Genomic DNA, 17,259 nt, shown 5'->3' with positions numbered 1-17,259 from the left:
TGTTGTCTTGATTTATGCTCAATAAATCTTCATTTTCATGAAACTTATTGACTCGCCTCCGGGTCTGATTGAGTTACACTAACGGCAATTATCTAAGATGAATTGACTCTTTTATGCGCGCATTACTTTCCGTTTTACTCTTAGGGCTCATTACCTTTTCCACTCCGTCTTTAGCTTTATTTGGCAAAGACCAGTTTAACAGTAGCCAGAACAACAGTTTTGGTAGCAGCAGCGACAGCTTTGTTCCGGTTGATCAGGCGTTTCCATTTAACTTCTACCAGCAAGATGACAAATTGATGCTCGATTGGCAGGTACGTGACGGGTACTACCTATATCAAGAGCGCTTGTCTGTAGCTGGTGAGAAAGTATCGCTAGGCGAACTGCAAATGGAAGACGGCACACCGCATAAAGATGAATTCTTTGGTGACGTGCATATCTATACTCAACCTCTCTTCGTTAATGTACCAATGCATGATTGGCAAGACGGTGCGCGCGTGGTGGTGCAATACCAAGGTTGTGCGAAAGCAGGCTTCTGTTACCCGCCAGAAACTCGCGTGATTCCTATCAACGCGTTTACTTCGTCGAACTCAGATTCAACAACGGCGACAACTGCATCAAAAGCAGAACAGGCACCAACAGCAACGCCACCAGCGGCGCAATCATCTACGTCTGGTGACACACCATCAGCGCCAGTAACACAGCAAGATAGCCTTGCAGCCAACCTTGCTGATAACTGGTGGACACCACTTCTGTTCTTGGCGCTTGGTGTGGGCTTGGCGTTTACACCTTGTGTGCTGCCGATGTACCCAATTCTGACCAGCATAGTGCTTGGCAGTGGCAAACTAAGCCAACGCCGCGCGCTAGGCTTGTCATTCGTCTACGTGCAAGGCATGGCGCTGACTTACACCCTACTCGGCCTTGTGGTGGCATCTGCAGGTATGCAGTTCCAAGCGGCAATGCAACACCCTTATGTGCTGATTGGTTTGAGCGTACTGTTCATCGCACTCGCTTTGTCTATGTTTGGTCTGTACTCATTGCAGCTACCAAGCAGCGTTCAAACGTGGTTAAACAACCTCAGCAACAAACAGCAAGGCGGCAGCAGTGCTGGCGTGTTTGCAATGGGGGCAATATCTGGCTTGGTGTGCTCACCATGTACCACGGCACCTCTATCTGGTGCGCTACTTTACGTGGCACAAAGCGGCGATTTGCTTACCGGTGGTATCGCGTTATACGCGCTGGCGATGGGCATGGGTATTCCGCTGATTCTTGTTGCGGTCTTCGGCAACAAACTGCTACCAAAAGCAGGTGGTTGGATGGACCGAGTGAAAACACTCTTCGGCTTTATTCTGCTTGCCGCACCTATCTTCTTACTAGAACGTATCATGCCAGAAATGTGGTCAACGATTCTGTGGTCAGCACTGGGTATTGCTGCTTTTGGTTGGCTATACCACATCAAAAACAGTCTAGAGTTTGGTGGCTGGAAACAAAGTGCCGTGGGCATAATCGCCGTCTTAGGTTTGCTAGCCTCAGCACAACCTATCTTAAATTACTGGTTTGGCAACAGCACAACACAAACTCAGCAAGCCACTGTTAGCTTTACTCGCATTGCTAACGTGGCGGAGCTTGAAGAACAACTGGCACTTGCGAAAGCGGCAGGTAAACCCGTCATGCTCGATTTCTACGCCGATTGGTGTGTAGCATGTAAAGAGTTTGAAAAGTACACCTTCCATGACCCAAGCGTCGAAGCCAAACTACAAGACTTCGTTCTTCTGCAAGCGGACGTGACCAAAAACCAAGTGCAAGACATCGAACTACTGAAGCACATGAGTGTGCTTGGTTTACCAACAATTGAGTTTTGGGATGCCAGTGGTGAACACGTTTCAAACGCTCGTTTGACGGGCTTTATGCAAGCCGAGCCTTTCTTAGAGCATATCAAGCAGTTCTGATAACCAGATATTCAAACGCCAGTGATGTCCACTGGCGTTTTTTATTGCTCAGATTTGAATAAGAACATTGCGTTTATATGCAATTTTCCTAATAAAAGTCGATTTGGTTCAGACTTTTAGCGAATAAATATTGTCCACTCTCTCAAAGCTGGACAATAATAAATTTAACGAAATAGTCAAAAGTGTTTAACGTCATGGATTCGACCTACACCATCATTATTGCAGATGATCACCCACTCTTCCGGAATGCCTTGTTTCAATCTATCCACATGGCTATTAGTGGTGCAAATTTGCTGGAAGCGGACTCACTCGACGCACTTCTGGCTTTGTTAGAACGAGAGGAAGAGCCAGATTTAGTGCTATTGGACCTCAAAATGCCAGGAGCAAATGGTATGTCTGGCTTGATTCATTTGCGAGCAGAGCATCCAGATTTACCTATCGTCGTCGTTTCAGCGAGTGAAGAGCCGGCGATCGTGACGCAGGTGAAAAGCCATGGTGCATTTGGTTTTATTCCCAAGTCCAGCGACATGCGCGAATTAGTGAACGCGCTCAATCAAGTGCTGAATGGCGACCCATACTTCCCTGAAGGGTTGATCACCAATAACGCGGCATGTAATGACTTAGCGGAAAAGATTGCTGCGCTAACACCGCAGCAATATAAAGTGTTGGGAATGTTGTCCGATGGCTTGCTGAACAAGCAAATCGCTTACGAATTGAATGTTTCAGAAGCCACCATAAAAGCGCACATGACAGCCATTTTCCGTAAGCTCGGTGTAAAGAACCGCACGCAAGCCGTGATTATGCTGACGGAAATGAGCGACTAGATTGACGTCTTATCGTCAGACTTACTTTTTTCGTTTGGCAATCGGATACCGACTTTAGTGACCTGCTGATCAACAACATCAGCGACGATCCAATGCAAACCTTGCCACTCGAAATGGTCTCCCAATACTGGCGTGCTACCTAATTGCTCTTCGACAAGGTTTCTCAAACTTTTATCCAGCGGTTCATCCCCCAGATTCAAACCATACATCACGGCAATATCGGCAAGCTTCACTTCAATATCGAGGAAGAAGTCACCGAAGAATCGCGCTAGCGACGCTTTCTCTGGGGCTTCACTAAACAGTAAGCTCAGTGCATCTAAATCCTTTTCTTGTGCTAATACACACAAGGTATCATCTTCCTCAAGACGCGTACTGCCGGATGGGTGCAATAGCTCTTTACTGCGAAATACAGCGGCGATACGCGTTCCTTCCGGCATCGAAAGACTACGTAATGGCTCACCAATGCACCATTTATCTGCTTTAAGTCTATAGATAAACAGCTCCCACTCACTGGTCGGGTAAATCTCTACACCCGTACGCGAAATTGGCTCAGGCTTAGAAGGTAGCTCGACCTTTGCAAGAGACATCGCCTTAGTCAACGTGCCCCCTTGTACTATCAAAGACACCATTACTACAAAGAATGCCAAATTGAAGTACAGTTGAGCATCTGGCAACCCTGCCATCATCGGAAATACCGCGAGGATGATAGGTACAGCGCCACGCAATCCTACCCAAGAGACAAACCACTTTTCACGTGGCGTGAAACTTTTGAATGGCAGTAAACCAATCCAAACTGAGATTGGTCGGGCAAACAAAATCATCCCGAAAGCAAGCGCAAGACCTGGCAACGCAATAGAGAGTAAATTGGATGGTGTAACCAACAAACCAAGCACCAAGAACATACCAATTTGAGCTAGCCACGTCATACCATCTAAAACATGAAGAATAGAATGGCGGCTGCGTGTTGGACGGTTACCTAATAAAAGACCAACAAGGTAAATCGACAAAATACCACTGCCACCCAAAGTGTTAGATAAAGCAAAAATAAGCAAGCCACCACTGACCGTTAAAATAGAATACAGCCCATCTGGTAATTGATTGCGATTGATAACTTTCCATAAGATCCAGCCACCAGCGAAGCCAAGTAACGCGCCGATACCAAACTGCTTAAGAAAACTGAACGCCAAAAAGCCCGCACTTAAATCTGCGCCAGGGTTCGCTAAAATAGCAATCAGAGTTACGGTCAGAAACACCGCCATTGGGTCATTGGTGCCGGATTCAATTTCCAGCGTTGAACCAACACGTTCGTTCAGGCTACGACCTTTGAGTAGAGAGAAGACCGCGGCAGCATCGGTGGAACCAACAATCGCACCAACCAATATGCCTTGCAATAAATCTAAGTCGAATAACCACGTTGCCATCAGCCCGGTCAAAATGGTGGTGATCGCAACGCCAAATGTCGCCAAAGAGACCGAGGGCCATAACGCAACCCTAAAGCTGGCGACCCGCGTTCTCATCCCACCATCAAGCAAAATGATGGCTAATGCGAGGTTACTAACCAAATAAGCGATGGAAAAGTTATCGAATAAAATGCCGCCTAAGCCGTCTTCCCCCGCCAGCATTCCAACGGCTAAAAATACCAAAAGAATTGGGATTCCCAACTTAGAAGACACTGGGCTTAAAAGAACGCTAAGTGCGATTAACAACGCACCTATTAGAAAAAAACTGTTAATGGTGTCTGCGTCCATTCTCACCCTCCCTTAATGAAAAACGATAATAATTGTGATGAGCAAGGCTACTTCGTTAATGAGGTAATGCCCTAATCTGCCTCCCCTTTACACCGTCTCAAAATGCGAGGTTGTACGAGAATGACTCAGTTATATTACTTTATTGTGCGTTAAAACGGTGATTTGATGCGAAAACTTTATGTAAATAAATTACTTGTGAGCTTTCTTATCTACGCCTTCTCTCATTAAGAGCCACAAGATCACCACCAATATTTACACAGCATCTCCAAGTTCAATGAAGAAAAGATTAATGGCCCGTCTTAATCATGCTTGTTTATCCAATCAACCTTTAGACCTTTGGCTAACTTAACAGTTTATTAACATAACATTTTACCCCTTTGTTCGCTGCAAGAGCCCATAATATGGGGATTCTTCATTTTTAACACCCCGACTAAAGTTGAAAAGAGTTATTGCCAACACCTTGCTAATGTACATATTGAAACATTTCATTAACAACAATACCAATCGTAAGGAGACGGCAATGGCATTTGAAAGCGAAGAAAGAGCCAAAGCCTATTGGGACAAAAACGTGAAGCTCATGATCGGCCTAATGGTCATCTGGTTCGTCGTGTCTTTCGGCTGCGGCATTTTATTTGTCGACGTACTAAATCAATTTCAACTGGGCGGTTACAAACTCGGTTTCTGGTTTGCTCAACAAGGCTCCATCTATGCCTTCCTAGGAATTATTTTCTATTACGCATGGAAGATGCGCCAAATTGACCGTGAATTCGGCGTGGACGAATAAGGAGTCACTCAGATGGATTTGAAAACTATTACCTACCTGGTCGTTGGCGCCACGTTCATCCTGTACATCGGGATTGCTATTTGGGCTCGCGCCGGGTCAACCAAAGAGTTTTATGTTGCTGGTGGCGGTGTAAACCCGATTGCAAATGGTATGGCAACCGCAGCCGATTGGATGTCCGCAGCGTCGTTTATCTCAATGGCAGGCTTAATTGCCTTCATGGGCTATGGCGGCTCAGTATTTCTCATGGGTTGGACTGGTGGTTACGTTCTGCTTGCGCTGTTGCTAGCACCTTACCTACGCAAATTTGGGAAGTTTACGGTGCCAGAGTTTGTTGGTGAACGCTTTTACTCCAATACCGCACGTATCGTAGCGGTTGTTTGTCTTATCATCGCATCAGTGACTTATGTTATCGGTCAGATGAAAGGCGTAGGTGTTGCGTTTGGTCGCTTCTTAGAAGTGGACTACTCCACTGGCCTATTAATTGGTATGTGTATCGTTTTCATGTACGCGGTTCTTGGCGGCATGAAAGGCATCACTTACACGCAGATTGCTCAATATTGCGTACTCATTCTTGCTTACACTATCCCTGCAATCTTTATCTCTCTGCAACTCACTGGTAACCCAATCCCACAAATTGGTCTGGGGAGTACCATGGCTGGTACCGATGTCTATCTACTCGATCGGCTTGACCAAGTGGTGACCGAACTCGGATTCAGTGAATACACGACCCAAGTACGTGGCGACACACTTAATATGTTTGTCTACACCATGTCACTGATGATTGGTACTGCCGGTCTACCACACGTAATTATCCGTTTCTTTACCGTGCCGAAGGTTCGCGACGCACGTACATCAGCAGGCTGGGCTCTGATCTTCATCGCAATCCTTTACACTACAGCACCAGCGGTATCAGCGATGGCTCGTCTCAACCTAATGAATACGGTAAATCCAGCTCCGGGTCAGCACCTAGCGTATGACGAGCGTCCTGCGTGGTTCAAAAACTGGGAAACAACTGGACTACTCGGTTTTGACGATAAAAATGGCGATGGCAATATCCAATACACTTCAGATGCGTCCACCAACGAACTGCGCGTTGATAACGACATCATGGTATTGGCTAACCCAGAGATCGCTAAACTACCAAACTGGGTGATTGCACTTGTGGCAGCAGGTGGTCTTGCAGCTGCACTATCTACCGCAGCAGGTTTACTACTCGCCATTTCTTCAGCTATTTCCCATGACTTAATCAAAGGGGTTATCAATCCGAACATATCCGAGAAAAAAGAGCTACTTGCTAGTCGAATATCAATGGCAGTAGCGATAGCAGCCGCAGGCTATCTCGGTTTAAATCCGCCTGGATTTGCCGCAGGTACGGTAGCACTCGCCTTTGGTCTTGCCGCTTCATCCATCTTCCCTGCATTGATGATGGGCATCTTCAGCAAGAGCATCAACAAAGAAGGCGCAATCGCCGGTATGATTGCGGGTATCAGTATTACGCTGTTCTACGTATTCCAACACAAAGGCATCCTTTTCGTTGCTGATTGGAAATATCTAGAAAGCTGGGGAACAAACTGGTTCCTAGGTATTGAGCCAAACGCGTTTGGTGCTATTGGCGCACTATTTAACTTCATCGTCGCATTCGCTGTATCCAAAGTAACAGCAGAAACGCCACAAGAAGTAAAAGACCTAGTCGAACACGTTCGCGTGCCAGTAGGTGCTGGTAGTGCAGTGGATCACTAAAAACTAATCAAAACCACAAAAGCCCCGTTTGGAACCAGCCGTCCGGGGCTTTTTTATTCTCACTTTTCAGTTACCATATTCGCAGTATGTCGTTGCAAGGAAGCCAAGATGTTCAAAAACAAGCACTTTATTCTCGCTCTACTGATTGCGCCAGTTCTCTCTTTGATCGCTTACTTCGGTACCGATATGGCCCTCAGCGAGAAACCCCACGCGGCGCAAGAAGGGGAAACTTACAAACTCGCGAGTAAGTCTAATTGTCGTTACACCAGTGGTCTGTGTGATATGGAAAATGGCGATTTTAAAGTGAAATTTCGCTCTGAAAAACTCACTAAAAATAACTTAGAATTGTCACTCAACGCCGCTTACCCACTAGAAGGGGTTAAAGTTTCTATTGTGAGTGACAAAGAGAAAAACGCTCAACCGATTGATATGAAGCCCGCCGATCAAGCAGGCCAAAGCTGGTACATCACCTTACCAAAGCCTGCATCTGCAGAAAGCTGGTTAAGAGTCGTCATTCAATCAGGCGGCACACTGTATTATGGTGAAACACAAACCGCATTTGTGAAGTACGAAACCTTATTTACTGAATAACGGCGACAAGCTAATTCACCGGTATTCAAACGACAGTGACTTAGTTTCACTCAGCATAAATGAATTCCTACTCAGCCGACGCCTTTGCGTCGGCTTTTGTTTCCGTAAGTCTTTCTTCAACAACCTCTTACTCTAAAAAGGGTTGCCAACTCACAAGTTAATTGATAATAATTATCATTACATTTAATGAGAGGTGGTTATGGACAACAAACGGGACATCTTTAACGCATTTTTTAAAGCCCAAGATAGATTCCTTCTCGCCGCACCACATGGCTTTGAGCCAGACGTGATTCATGACTATATTCATTGGGGAATGGTGTTGTCTTCCTGTTATGAACACGATGCCGATGAAGAAAATCTATTGTTGTGTGAGCTGTTTTTACGTCAGGTTTATTTCCATTTACTAGACGCAATTCAAGACTCAACTCGCAGTCGTATCTTCCGTCGTGTCTGTCTCGATTCTATCCATACGCCATTATTTTGCCTCAAACGCTATTACTACCAGTTTGAACAAGGCGACGTGAAATTTCTCGCACTACAACAACAATTACGCCTGATTCAAATCTCACTCGATTAACCAAAAGGATCCCTACCATGAGCACCGAATTCCGCATAGAAACTGACAGTATGGGCGAAGTAACGGTCCCTGCAGATGCTCTCTACCAAGCCCAGACTCAACGCGCCGTCGATAACTTCTCATTCAGTCAACATAAAATGCCATCTGGTTTTATCAAAGCGTTAGCACACATCAAGCAGACTGCGGCACTCACCAACGCACAGCTAGGGCTGCTTGAGGGAGATATTGCCAACGCGATTGCTGACGCAGCTCAAGCAATTATCGAAGGCAATCATATTGAGCAATTCCCAATTGACGTGTTCCAAACGGGATCAGGCACTAGCTCAAATATGAATGCGAATGAAGTGATTGCAACACTGGCCTCCCAGCATCTAGGCGGCACTGTCAGCCCTAATGATCACGTCAACATGGGGCAAAGCAGCAACGATGTGGTACCGACGGCCATTCAAGTTAGCGCAGCATTAGCCATTGAAAAACAGCTCTTCCCGGCACTGTCACACCTCAGCCAAACACTAGAGTCTAAACAGCAAGCATTGAAAGATGTTGTAAAAACCGGTCGCACCCACTTAATGGACGCGATGCCAATTACCTTTGCTCAAGAACTTGGCGGTTGGCAGTTCCAAATCGAGCACGCAAAACAAGCGATTGAACAAGCACTTCCTGCTGTAAAAGCCTTAGCCCAAGGTGGTACGGCGGTTGGAACGGGGATCAATGCCGATCCACGCTTTGCAGACTTATTCGCTAGCAACCTAACCCAGTCAACTCGTATTCAGTTCACGGCCAGTGATAACTTCTTTTTCAATTTAAGCAGTCAAGATGCGATCGTCGCTCTGTCGGGACAGCTCAAAACAGCAGCAGTTGCGATCATGAAGATCGCAAATGATCTTCGTTGGATGAATTCAGGCCCATTAGCTGGTTTAGGTGAGATTGAATTACAAGGCTTGCAACCGGGTTCTTCCATCATGCCTGGCAAAGTAAATCCTGTGATCCCAGAAGCCGCAGCTATGGCATCAGCGCAAGTCATTGGTAATGACACCACCATTACCGTCGCAGGCCAAACGGGCAACTTCCAGCTTAACGTCATGCTGCCAGTTATTGCTCATAACGTATTGGAGAGCATCGAGTTACTCTCTAACAGCGCAACCGCTTTAGCTGACAAAGCCATTGCGACGTTTGAAGTTCGCCAAGATAACTTGGATGTAGCACTCGCCAAAAACCCTATTTTGGTCACGGCTCTCAACCCTGTCATTGGTTACCTAAAAGCGGCAGAAGTCGCGAAAAAAGCCTACAAACAGGGACGCGCGATTATTGATGTCGCGGAAGAAGAAACTGATTTGGATAGAGCCACACTAGAGCGATTGCTTAATCCAGCCAAACTGACTCAAGGCGGCGTCGCAGAATAAGCGGCAAACTCAGCCTATCAACTAAGATTACAAACATCGAGACCTCCATTCGGAGGTCTCTTTTTATAGCGATTTTTCAAACACTCCAATCCTAAGCGACTCGATTGAGCACCGAACGCAGCTTAAGCGGCTTAACTGGCTTAGCAATAAAGCTGAACCCATTTGCTTTGATGCCATCAAGCATATCATCGGTACGATCTGCACTGATGATGACGCCTTCAAAGCTGTGGCCTAATCTCAGGCGGCATTGCTGTAGCACTTCTAAACCAGTACGACCATCATCAAGTCGGTAATCGGAGAAAATTACATCCGGAATCCAACCATCCTCAAGCGCTTGTAGACTTTCAACTAAATCAATCGCAACTCGTATATCGCAACCCCATCGGGAAAGTAAGTTTTCCATGCCGACTAGAATGTCAGGCTCATTATCGACACAAAGGATTCTCAGATGACCAAGTTCAGATTGCTTACTCATTGCCACGTGAACTGGATGAGGCTGAACATGATCAGCTTTATCTAGGGTGATGGAAAAAACACTGCCTTTTCCAACCCAAGAGCGCATCGAAATTTCATGCCCAAGTACCTGAGCAATTCCTTTCGAAATCGCCAAACCAAGTCCGAGACCTTGGTCGGAACGAACTTGAGTTCCGCGATTAAACTCTTCAAAAATCTCTTGCTGCTTCTCTTCTTCAATACCCACTCCATTATCCCATACATCAATACGCACTCGCCCTTTCACGCGGCGAACACCGAGTGCGACTTTGCCATTCGGGTTATAACGAAACGCATTGGTCAGGAAGTTTTGCACCACACGGCGCAGCAGTTTGGGATCCGACTTAACCATGAGTGAGGACGGAATCATGGTGAACTCTATGCCTTGCTGTTTGGCTAACGCACTAAACTCAGCATTCAAATTCGATAACACATCATTTAACGCAAAGCCATGCACGTTGACTTCCAACTTGCCCGATTCCAAACGCGAGATATCCAGCAAATCTCCAATTAAGTCTTCGGCAGCCTCTAAAGCACTTTCAATGTGTGCTGACAGCTTTTTGGCTTCGCTGTCTTTGGCGACTTCCGATAGTGAAGATGCAAATAGACGCGCCGCGTTGAGCGGTTGCATCAAGTCATGGCTTACTGCCGCCAAGAACCGTGATTTGGACTTCGATTCCAAATCCGAGCGCTGCGTCGCTTCCACCAGCTGCTTGTTAAGTTGTTCTAATTCTCGAGTCCGCAGACGTACCCTTTCTTCCAATGTCTCGTTGGCGTCTTTCAGTGCTTGCTCTGCATCACGGAATACGGTGATGTCGGTAAAGCTCATCACAAAGCCACCACCTGGCATTGGGTTACCTTGCACCTCTATCACGCGACCATCGGGACGAACCCGAGAAGAGGTGTGCCGAGTCCCTTGCTCAAGGTGATAAACACGGCGACGGACGTGGTCATCAGGGTCACCAGGGCCACACAACCCCTGCTCTGCATTGTGCCGAATCACATCCGCAATCGGTCGACCTACTTGAATCAGGCCTGGCGGAAATTCAAAGAGTTCTAAATAGCGTTGGTTCCACGCTACCAAGCGTAGTTGCTTATCGACGACCGCAATACCTTGTCCAATATGCTCAATCGCGCCTTGGAGTAAACCCCGACTAAAATCGTACAGTTCAGAGGCTTCATCGACGATAGTCGCCACCTCTTCAAGCTGCATGTTTCTTCCTTGCAGAGCGGAAGTAAGTACTAACTTAGCAGAAGATGCTCCAAATACCCCTGCTAGCACACGCTCCGTATGCCGAATCAGAGAAGATGGCGCTTGTTGATTCGGCATCAACTCTTCTCGTTGCTGGCTCCAGTAGGCTTGAAACGCCGCTTTAACTCGCGTTCGTCCTACAAATCTAGACGCTAGCATTTCCAGTTCTGCAACCGTAACGCGGCTCTGGTACAGACTCATATTTTCGCTTTCAGGCAGCGGTGTACCAACGAATGATGCCGATTGTAAGCGCTCACTTAGGCTTGGTCGGGTAGCCATAGAAACCACAACAAAACACACTGCATTAGCGACCACACTGAGGATCATCCCCCAATCTGAAATCGCGATATCAAAACTAGCCAATACCTCTGGTGGCGTAATCAACCAGATCAGGAAGTTATTACTGGCGTCTCCGGCAAGCATGTCTGTTTGGCTCATTAACGTAATCAACCAGGTAGCAAAACCCACCGCGAGGCCAACATACACACCTTTCTTATTCCCTTGACGCCAATACATACCGCCAACCAGCGCAGGAGCGAATTGCGTGATAGCCGCGAACGAGAGAAAGCCGATAGCAGACAGTGAATGAATAGTGTCCAACGCTTGATAGAAACACCACGCGCCAATCAACAAAACTAATATCAAACCACGGCGGATCCGCAGTAATAATTCAGAAAAATGGTGATGGTTACGCTGCGTCAGTCGCATGCGACGCAATAGCAATGGCATAACCAAGTCATTCGAGACCATGATCGCTAAGGCAATCGTCGATACGATAACCATGCCACTTGCCGCTGAAGTACCGCCTAGAAACGCAAGTAAGGCGATTTCACTCGCCCCTACCGACATCGGCACACTGATGACATAAGTATCAGGCGAAGCGCCACTCAAGAGACCTTGCCCTACCCACGCAATAGGTAAAACAAAAATCCCCATTAAGATCAGATAAATGGGGAACAACCAACGAGCCACGTGCAAATCTTGAGCACGTTCATTTTCCACAACCATCGTATGGAATTGTCGCGGAAGGCAAACGATCGCCAGCATCGTGAGTACAGTATGAATCAATATAGTCGGGATATTTGGTGACTGATACGTCTGTGCGGCAACATCAATTAAGCTCAAATTCTCGGTGTTCATCGCCAACCAAACAATGAAAACACCAACCACTAAAAAAGCCAGCAGTTTGATAATGGATTCGAAGGCAATTGCCATCATCATCCCACGATGGTGTTCCGTGTTATCAATGTGGCGGGTACCGAATAGCATCGTAAAAATCGCCAATGCGACCACAACAAACCACGACACGCTATCGTTTTGATAACCAAAATCAGTAGCCAGCTCCGGAGCAATGATTTCAAGCCCCATAGTGATACCACGCAGCTGTAAAGCGATGTACGGCAAAATTCCCGCAACCGCTATGAGCGTAACAACCACGGCCAAACCTTGGGATTTACCGTAGCGTGCTCCGATAAAGTCAGCAATCGACGTGATGTGTTCCCGTTTAGCAATCAAAATAAGCCGAGCTAAAACGCGCCATCCGATGGTAAACACTAAAATGGGAGCAATATAGATAGGCAAGAAAGACCAAGGATTACTGCTGGCCTGCCCGACCGTGCCGTAGAAGGTCCACGATGTACAGTACACCGCAATGGAAAGGCTATAAATCCAAGGCCGCCAGCGCGCTAGCCACCTTTTCTGAATGTCGCCGTACCACGCGATGATAAATAAAGCTCCCAAATACGCTAAAGAAACGGGAACCACCAGCCATCCTTGCATCCGATATCCTTTCTTGCCTTTCTTGCTACTTTTAAAGCAAGAGAATAAAAAAACCTCTCCATGAGGGAGAGGTTTCATTTAACACTGCTTTGATAACGGAGACAAAGCTTAGTTTTTAACCTTTGTTACATAAGTCTAATTCTGTGTTTCAAGTGGCTTGTCTGATACATCAACCACCTGATGTGGGTCTTGCGAATCAAGCTTGATGAACAGAGCCAATAACCCCATCGCGGCCATGCCCCAGAACACAAGCGATCCCCAGTGCTCATAACCCCAGCCACTCAATACGGTCATCAACGCGATAAATGCGCCCAACGGAATCGCGTTATACAACGCTTGCAACGCTACGATCTTATTTTCTTCGGAGTTTTGGATATATTGGATCGCGGCAATGTGTGCGGTAGCGAAAGTCACACCATGCAATAGTTGAACAACCACCAAAGCAATAATTGATGTTGTCGACGCCGTAATACCCCAACGCATCATTACACCAACGGCAGCAGCAATAAACAGCGCGCGTATTGACCAACCTACGAATAAGCGCTTACTCAATGCAAACACTGCCACTTCTGCGGCCACTCCTAAGCTCCACAAGTAGCCAATGACATCTTCCGAGTGACCAGCGGCCTTCCAGTGAATCGCACTAAAGCCGTAGTAAGCCGCATGACTGCCCTGAATTAGTGACACCAACACTAAGAATTTTAGTATCGGCTTGTCGGTCAAAAGAGCGGTCAGCTTTGGACGTTCTGCGCTTTGCCCACCGTGCGTTACAGGCATTGGGTTAGTCGGTCGCATAGCAAACAGCAACGAGATAAACACGCCGAACATCGCAGTGTACAAGATCATATCGGAGCCAAATTCAGCCACCAGGTAGCCCACTGCCGTCGAGCCTGCGATAAAGGCGATCGAACCCCATAGCCGCGTGCGGCCATAATCGAGCATTTTCAGGCGAGCGTAGTAATTTGCCATCGCGTCCGACAACGGAATAATCGGTCCACAACAAAGATTGAACAACACTGTCGCTAGTGCCATTAACCAAAAGCTACCACCCGTAAAAAAGTGAAATCCAACAAAAAGGAGGGCAGCGAAACTCAACCAACGTAAAGCAGGCATAAGATGTTCGACTTTGTGTACTCGTGGGGTGATCACGATATTGGCAACACAACGTGTCGCAAGGCCTAACCCGACCAGCAAACCGATATCTGTCGAAGATACGCCCTGATCCTTAAACCAAAGTGACCAAAATGGCAGATACACGCCATACGCAAAGAAGAATCCGAGAAAGTACTGGGAAATCCAGCCATACGGAGAAGGTTTCAACATTACTAATATCCTAAAACGGGAACACCAACGTTCGAGCCGGGAATTATGGATCGCCATGCGTATTATAAAAAGGGAAGAATAAGAAACTTATCGTTTCCTCGATGGAATACTAACTTTGCGACATTTGGCATCTTCAAGCGAAAACATCGTAATTTAGACCAAAGTCGTCTGGCTTCCGGTAAGAAATTTGTCAGACTTAGAGAGTGTTCCTTCCATCATTATTGGGTGTTCTCATGCCTGACAAATTTAACATGCAATCTCCACCGTTCGATCGCTTAACTGAAGCACAACAAACGCGACTGCGATCGTCTCTGGACGTCGCCTACTATCGAGCTCGAGATGTTATTTTATCCTGCGGACAGAAGAACCCCCACTTACATATTCTGATCAAAGGCGCGGTAGAAGAGCGCTCCAACGATCAACAGGAAGTGTTCGCACATTATGCCAACGACGATATGTTCGATGTACGCTCGTTACTTGAAGACAAGGTACGTCATCACTACATCGCGCTTGAGGACACGCTCTCTTACCTACTGCCGAAAGAAATTTTCCTTGCCCTTTACAACGAAAATGGCCAGTTTGCAGCCTATTTCGATAACAATTTATCGAAACGGCAAGAGCTCATCGAAGCGGCCCATCAACAGCAAAACTTAGCGGAGTTTATTCTCACTAAAGTTGACCGCAGCATTTATCACCCACCGATGATCCTTGAACCAAATACACCAATTAACGAGGTAACACGTTCCTTAAAAGAAAATGGGATTGACGCTGCATTGGTTCAACTCCATGGCGATGATCCACGATTGGAAAAATGGCCATCAGCCCACCCGTACGCAATAGTGACTCGTACTAATATGCTGCATTCTGTGATGATAGATGGTTGCGCGCTCGACACACCAGTGGGTGAGATCGCGAGCTTTCCTGTTTATCACGTTGATGATGGTGACTTTCTATTCAACGCCATGATCACAATGACCAGAAACAGAATGAAACGCCTCATGGTATGTGAAGGCAACAGAGCCGTTGGCATGCTGGATATGACCCAAATTCTTAGCGCGTTCTCAACCCACTCTCACGTGTTAACGCTCAGTATTGCTCGAGCAAGCAGCGTGGAAGAGCTCGCTTTGGCCTCAAACCGCCAACGTCAATTGGTCGAGAGCTTATTGAAAAACGGCATCCGCACTCGCTTCATCATGGAGCTGATCTCAGCCGTAAACGAGCAAATTATCGAGAAAGCGTTCGAGTTAGTAATACCACCAGCCTTGCACGACCATTGTTGCTTGATCGTACTCGGCTCTGAAGGCCGAGGAGAGCAAATTCTCAAAACCGATCAAGACAATGCCCTGATTATTCAAAATGGTCTGGAATGGCCTCATTGCGAACAAGTGATGCAATCCTTCACACACACCCTACAACAGCTCGGTTATCCACTTTGCCCTGGTAAAGTGATGGTTAACAACCCGAAATGGGTCAAAACACAGCAAGAATGGATAAGCACCCTAAACCACTGGATAGCTAAAGCCGAACCACAACAAATCATGGACTTAGCCATTTTCAGTGACGCCCATGCTGTTGCTGGGAATTGCGAGCTGCTGGCTCCAATTGCGGCGCATCTTCGTGACACAATGAAAGATCGCATGTTGATATTGTCTGACTTTACTCGCCCTGCCTTGCAGTTTTCGGTGCCCCTAACTCTATTTGGCAACGTAAAAAGTGCTAAAGACGGATTGGACATTAAACGCGGCGGTATTTTCCCAATTGTACACGGCATTCGCACCTTGTCTTTGGAATATGCCATTGAGGAGAAGAACACGTTTGAGCGCATTGAAGCTCTGAGAAATAAGCGCATCTTAGAATCTGAAACGGCAGATAATCTCAACGAAGCACTGAAATTGTTCTTTAAACTTCGTCTTAATCAGCAACTCAAAAAGCAAGAAGCGTTGAATAACATTGATATTAAACAACTGGATAGAACTGAGCGTGATTTGCTTCGCCACAGCTTACATGTGGTGAAGAAATTTAAGCAATTTTTAGGCTTCCATTATCAAATTCGTGATTAACCCTGATTTTCATAAATCACAGAGGCGTAGGCAATGAACTGGTTACAACGCAAATACTGGCACTACAAACTGAAAGGTTCGCCTTATCAGTCGCTGTTTTGCACGCCAGATAAAACAGAATACGTCTCTCTTGACTGCGAAACCACCAGCCTTGACCCAAATCGCGCCGAGCTGGTGACTATTGCAGCCACCAAGATCATCGACAACCGCATCATCACCAGTCAACCATTTGAAGCCCGCTTACGCGCGCCGCAATCGCTCGACTCAGGCTCGGTCAAGATCCATCGAATTCGCCACCAAGACTTAGTCGATGGCATCAGTGAAAAAGAGGCGCTGCTCGAGCTGCTCGACTTTATCGGCAACCGACCACTTGTGGGCTATCACATTCGTTACGATAAAAAGATCTTAGACCTTGCTTGTCTGCGGCAACTTGGCTTCCCACTTCCTAACCCACTTATCGAGGTCAGTCAGATTTATCACGATAAGTTGGAACGACATTTGCCGAATGCCTATTTCGACTTAAGTCTGGATGCCATTTGTAAACACCTCGAACTTCCTATCCAAGACAAACACGACGCCTTGCAAGACGCGATTTCTGCCGCTTTGGTCTTTGTCCGCTTAACGAAAGGCGATTTACCCAACCTAACCGCGCCGTATACATAAAAATCAGTTGACCTAGCTCCCAGAAATACTTTTGTTTCAGCGATTTCCCGGCGCTTCCATCACTCTCATCCTAAAGT

At 46.7% G+C, this 17,259-nt stretch carries 12 protein-coding genes; 9 read left to right on the top strand and 3 right to left on the bottom strand.

Annotated features, from left to right (window positions below; translation table 11 throughout):
* Positions 1-113 precede the first annotated feature (113 nt).
* Together J4N40_RS01240 and J4N40_RS01235 are read left to right on the top strand one after the other, a co-directional pair.
* Positions 114-1,946: a protein-disulfide reductase DsbD gene (locus J4N40_RS01240; protein WP_062730812.1), complete on the top strand. Its 1,833-nt coding sequence runs from the start codon at positions 114-116 to the stop codon at positions 1,944-1,946.
* Positions 1,947-2,140: 194 nt separating this feature from the next.
* On the top strand, positions 2,141-2,770 hold the full coding sequence (locus tag J4N40_RS01235) for a response regulator (RefSeq protein WP_005382375.1): 630 nt from the start codon (positions 2,141-2,143) through the stop codon (positions 2,768-2,770).
* Here J4N40_RS01235 and J4N40_RS01230 read toward each other — a convergent pair.
* Positions 2,767-4,518, bottom strand: coding sequence for a potassium/proton antiporter (locus tag J4N40_RS01230; protein ID WP_005382374.1), 1,752 nt, complete (start codon positions 4,516-4,518; stop codon positions 2,767-2,769). The genes J4N40_RS01235 and J4N40_RS01230 overlap by 4 nt on opposite strands.
* A gap of 520 nt (positions 4,519-5,038) precedes the next feature.
* On the opposite strand from J4N40_RS01230, the gene J4N40_RS01225 reads away from it, so the two are divergent.
* The 5 genes from J4N40_RS01225 (at position 5,039) to J4N40_RS01205 (ending at position 9,613) form a co-directional block, all read left to right on the top strand.
* The gene (locus J4N40_RS01225; RefSeq protein WP_005382373.1) at positions 5,039-5,302 is read left to right on the top strand and encodes a DUF4212 domain-containing protein; all 264 of its coding nucleotides are present in this window, start codon (positions 5,039-5,041) and stop codon (positions 5,300-5,302) included.
* A 12-nt stretch (positions 5,303-5,314) separates the two neighbouring features.
* Positions 5,315-7,042: a sodium:solute symporter family protein gene (locus J4N40_RS01220; protein ID WP_005382372.1), complete on the top strand. Its 1,728-nt coding sequence runs from the start codon at positions 5,315-5,317 to the stop codon at positions 7,040-7,042.
* Between the two features lie 108 nt (positions 7,043-7,150).
* A complete protein-coding gene (locus tag J4N40_RS01215; protein WP_005382371.1) occupies positions 7,151-7,633 on the top strand; it encodes a hypothetical protein in 483 nt (160 codons plus the stop codon).
* A 199-nt stretch (positions 7,634-7,832) separates the two neighbouring features.
* Entirely contained in the window at positions 7,833-8,210 is a 378-nt protein-coding gene (locus J4N40_RS01210) for a hypothetical protein (protein WP_005382370.1), read from the top strand.
* A 17-nt stretch (positions 8,211-8,227) separates the two neighbouring features.
* Positions 8,228-9,613, top strand: coding sequence for a class II fumarate hydratase (locus J4N40_RS01205; protein WP_005382369.1), 1,386 nt, complete (start codon positions 8,228-8,230; stop codon positions 9,611-9,613).
* A 91-nt stretch (positions 9,614-9,704) separates the two neighbouring features.
* Here J4N40_RS01205 and J4N40_RS01200 read toward each other — a convergent pair whose 3' ends face one another.
* Together J4N40_RS01200 and J4N40_RS01195 are read right to left on the bottom strand one after the other, a co-directional pair.
* Positions 9,705-13,136, bottom strand: coding sequence for a hybrid sensor histidine kinase/response regulator (locus J4N40_RS01200; RefSeq protein ID WP_042523702.1), 3,432 nt, complete (start codon positions 13,134-13,136; stop codon positions 9,705-9,707).
* Between the two features lie 135 nt (positions 13,137-13,271).
* Complete coding sequence (locus tag J4N40_RS01195; protein WP_042523701.1) at positions 13,272-14,459, bottom strand: 3-phenylpropionate MFS transporter; 1,188 nt, start codon at positions 14,457-14,459, stop codon at positions 13,272-13,274.
* A gap of 233 nt (positions 14,460-14,692) precedes the next feature.
* On the opposite strand from J4N40_RS01195, the gene J4N40_RS01190 reads away from it, so the two are divergent.
* Positions 14,693-16,519 (top strand): DUF294 nucleotidyltransferase-like domain-containing protein, encoded by a 1,827-nt coding sequence (locus tag J4N40_RS01190; protein ID WP_250654337.1) that lies wholly within the window; start codon positions 14,693-14,695, stop codon positions 16,517-16,519.
* 33 nt (positions 16,520-16,552) lie between these two features.
* On the top strand, positions 16,553-17,182 hold the full coding sequence (locus J4N40_RS01185) for a 3'-5' exonuclease (RefSeq protein WP_017635557.1): 630 nt from the start codon (positions 16,553-16,555) through the stop codon (positions 17,180-17,182).
* The last annotated feature ends 77 nt before the right edge of the window (positions 17,183-17,259 follow it).

Source organism: Vibrio sp. SCSIO 43097 (assembly GCF_023650755.1).
Taxonomy (GTDB): domain Bacteria; phylum Pseudomonadota; class Gammaproteobacteria; order Enterobacterales; family Vibrionaceae; genus Vibrio; species Vibrio alginolyticus.
The sequence above is the reverse complement of the archived record's forward strand: the minus strand, read 5'-3'. Positions and strand labels throughout refer to the sequence as shown.

Excerpts from the sequence above, each read along its gene's own strand:
- J4N40_RS01195 (WP_042523701.1), bottom strand. The coding sequence starts at position 14,459 with ATGTTGAAACCTTCTCCGTATGGCTGGATTTCCCAGTACTTTCTCGGA.
- J4N40_RS01210 (WP_005382370.1), top strand. The coding sequence starts at position 7,833 with ATGGACAACAAACGGGACATCTTTAACGCATTTTTTAAAGCCCAAGAT.
- J4N40_RS01190 (WP_250654337.1), top strand. The coding sequence starts at position 14,693 with ATGCCTGACAAATTTAACATGCAATCTCCACCGTTCGATCGCTTAACT.
- J4N40_RS01230 (WP_005382374.1), bottom strand. The coding sequence starts at position 4,518 with ATGGACGCAGACACCATTAACAGTTTTTTTCTAATAGGTGCGTTGTTA.
- J4N40_RS01200 (WP_042523702.1), bottom strand. The coding sequence starts at position 13,136 with ATGCAAGGATGGCTGGTGGTTCCCGTTTCTTTAGCGTATTTGGGAGCT.
- J4N40_RS01185 (WP_017635557.1), top strand. The coding sequence starts at position 16,553 with ATGAACTGGTTACAACGCAAATACTGGCACTACAAACTGAAAGGTTCG.
- J4N40_RS01205 (WP_005382369.1), top strand. The coding sequence starts at position 8,228 with ATGAGCACCGAATTCCGCATAGAAACTGACAGTATGGGCGAAGTAACG.
- J4N40_RS01220 (WP_005382372.1), top strand. The coding sequence starts at position 5,315 with ATGGATTTGAAAACTATTACCTACCTGGTCGTTGGCGCCACGTTCATC.
- J4N40_RS01240 (WP_062730812.1), top strand. The coding sequence starts at position 114 with ATGCGCGCATTACTTTCCGTTTTACTCTTAGGGCTCATTACCTTTTCC.
- J4N40_RS01235 (WP_005382375.1), top strand. The coding sequence starts at position 2,141 with ATGGATTCGACCTACACCATCATTATTGCAGATGATCACCCACTCTTC.
- J4N40_RS01215 (WP_005382371.1), top strand. The coding sequence starts at position 7,151 with ATGTTCAAAAACAAGCACTTTATTCTCGCTCTACTGATTGCGCCAGTT.
- J4N40_RS01225 (WP_005382373.1), top strand. The coding sequence starts at position 5,039 with ATGGCATTTGAAAGCGAAGAAAGAGCCAAAGCCTATTGGGACAAAAAC.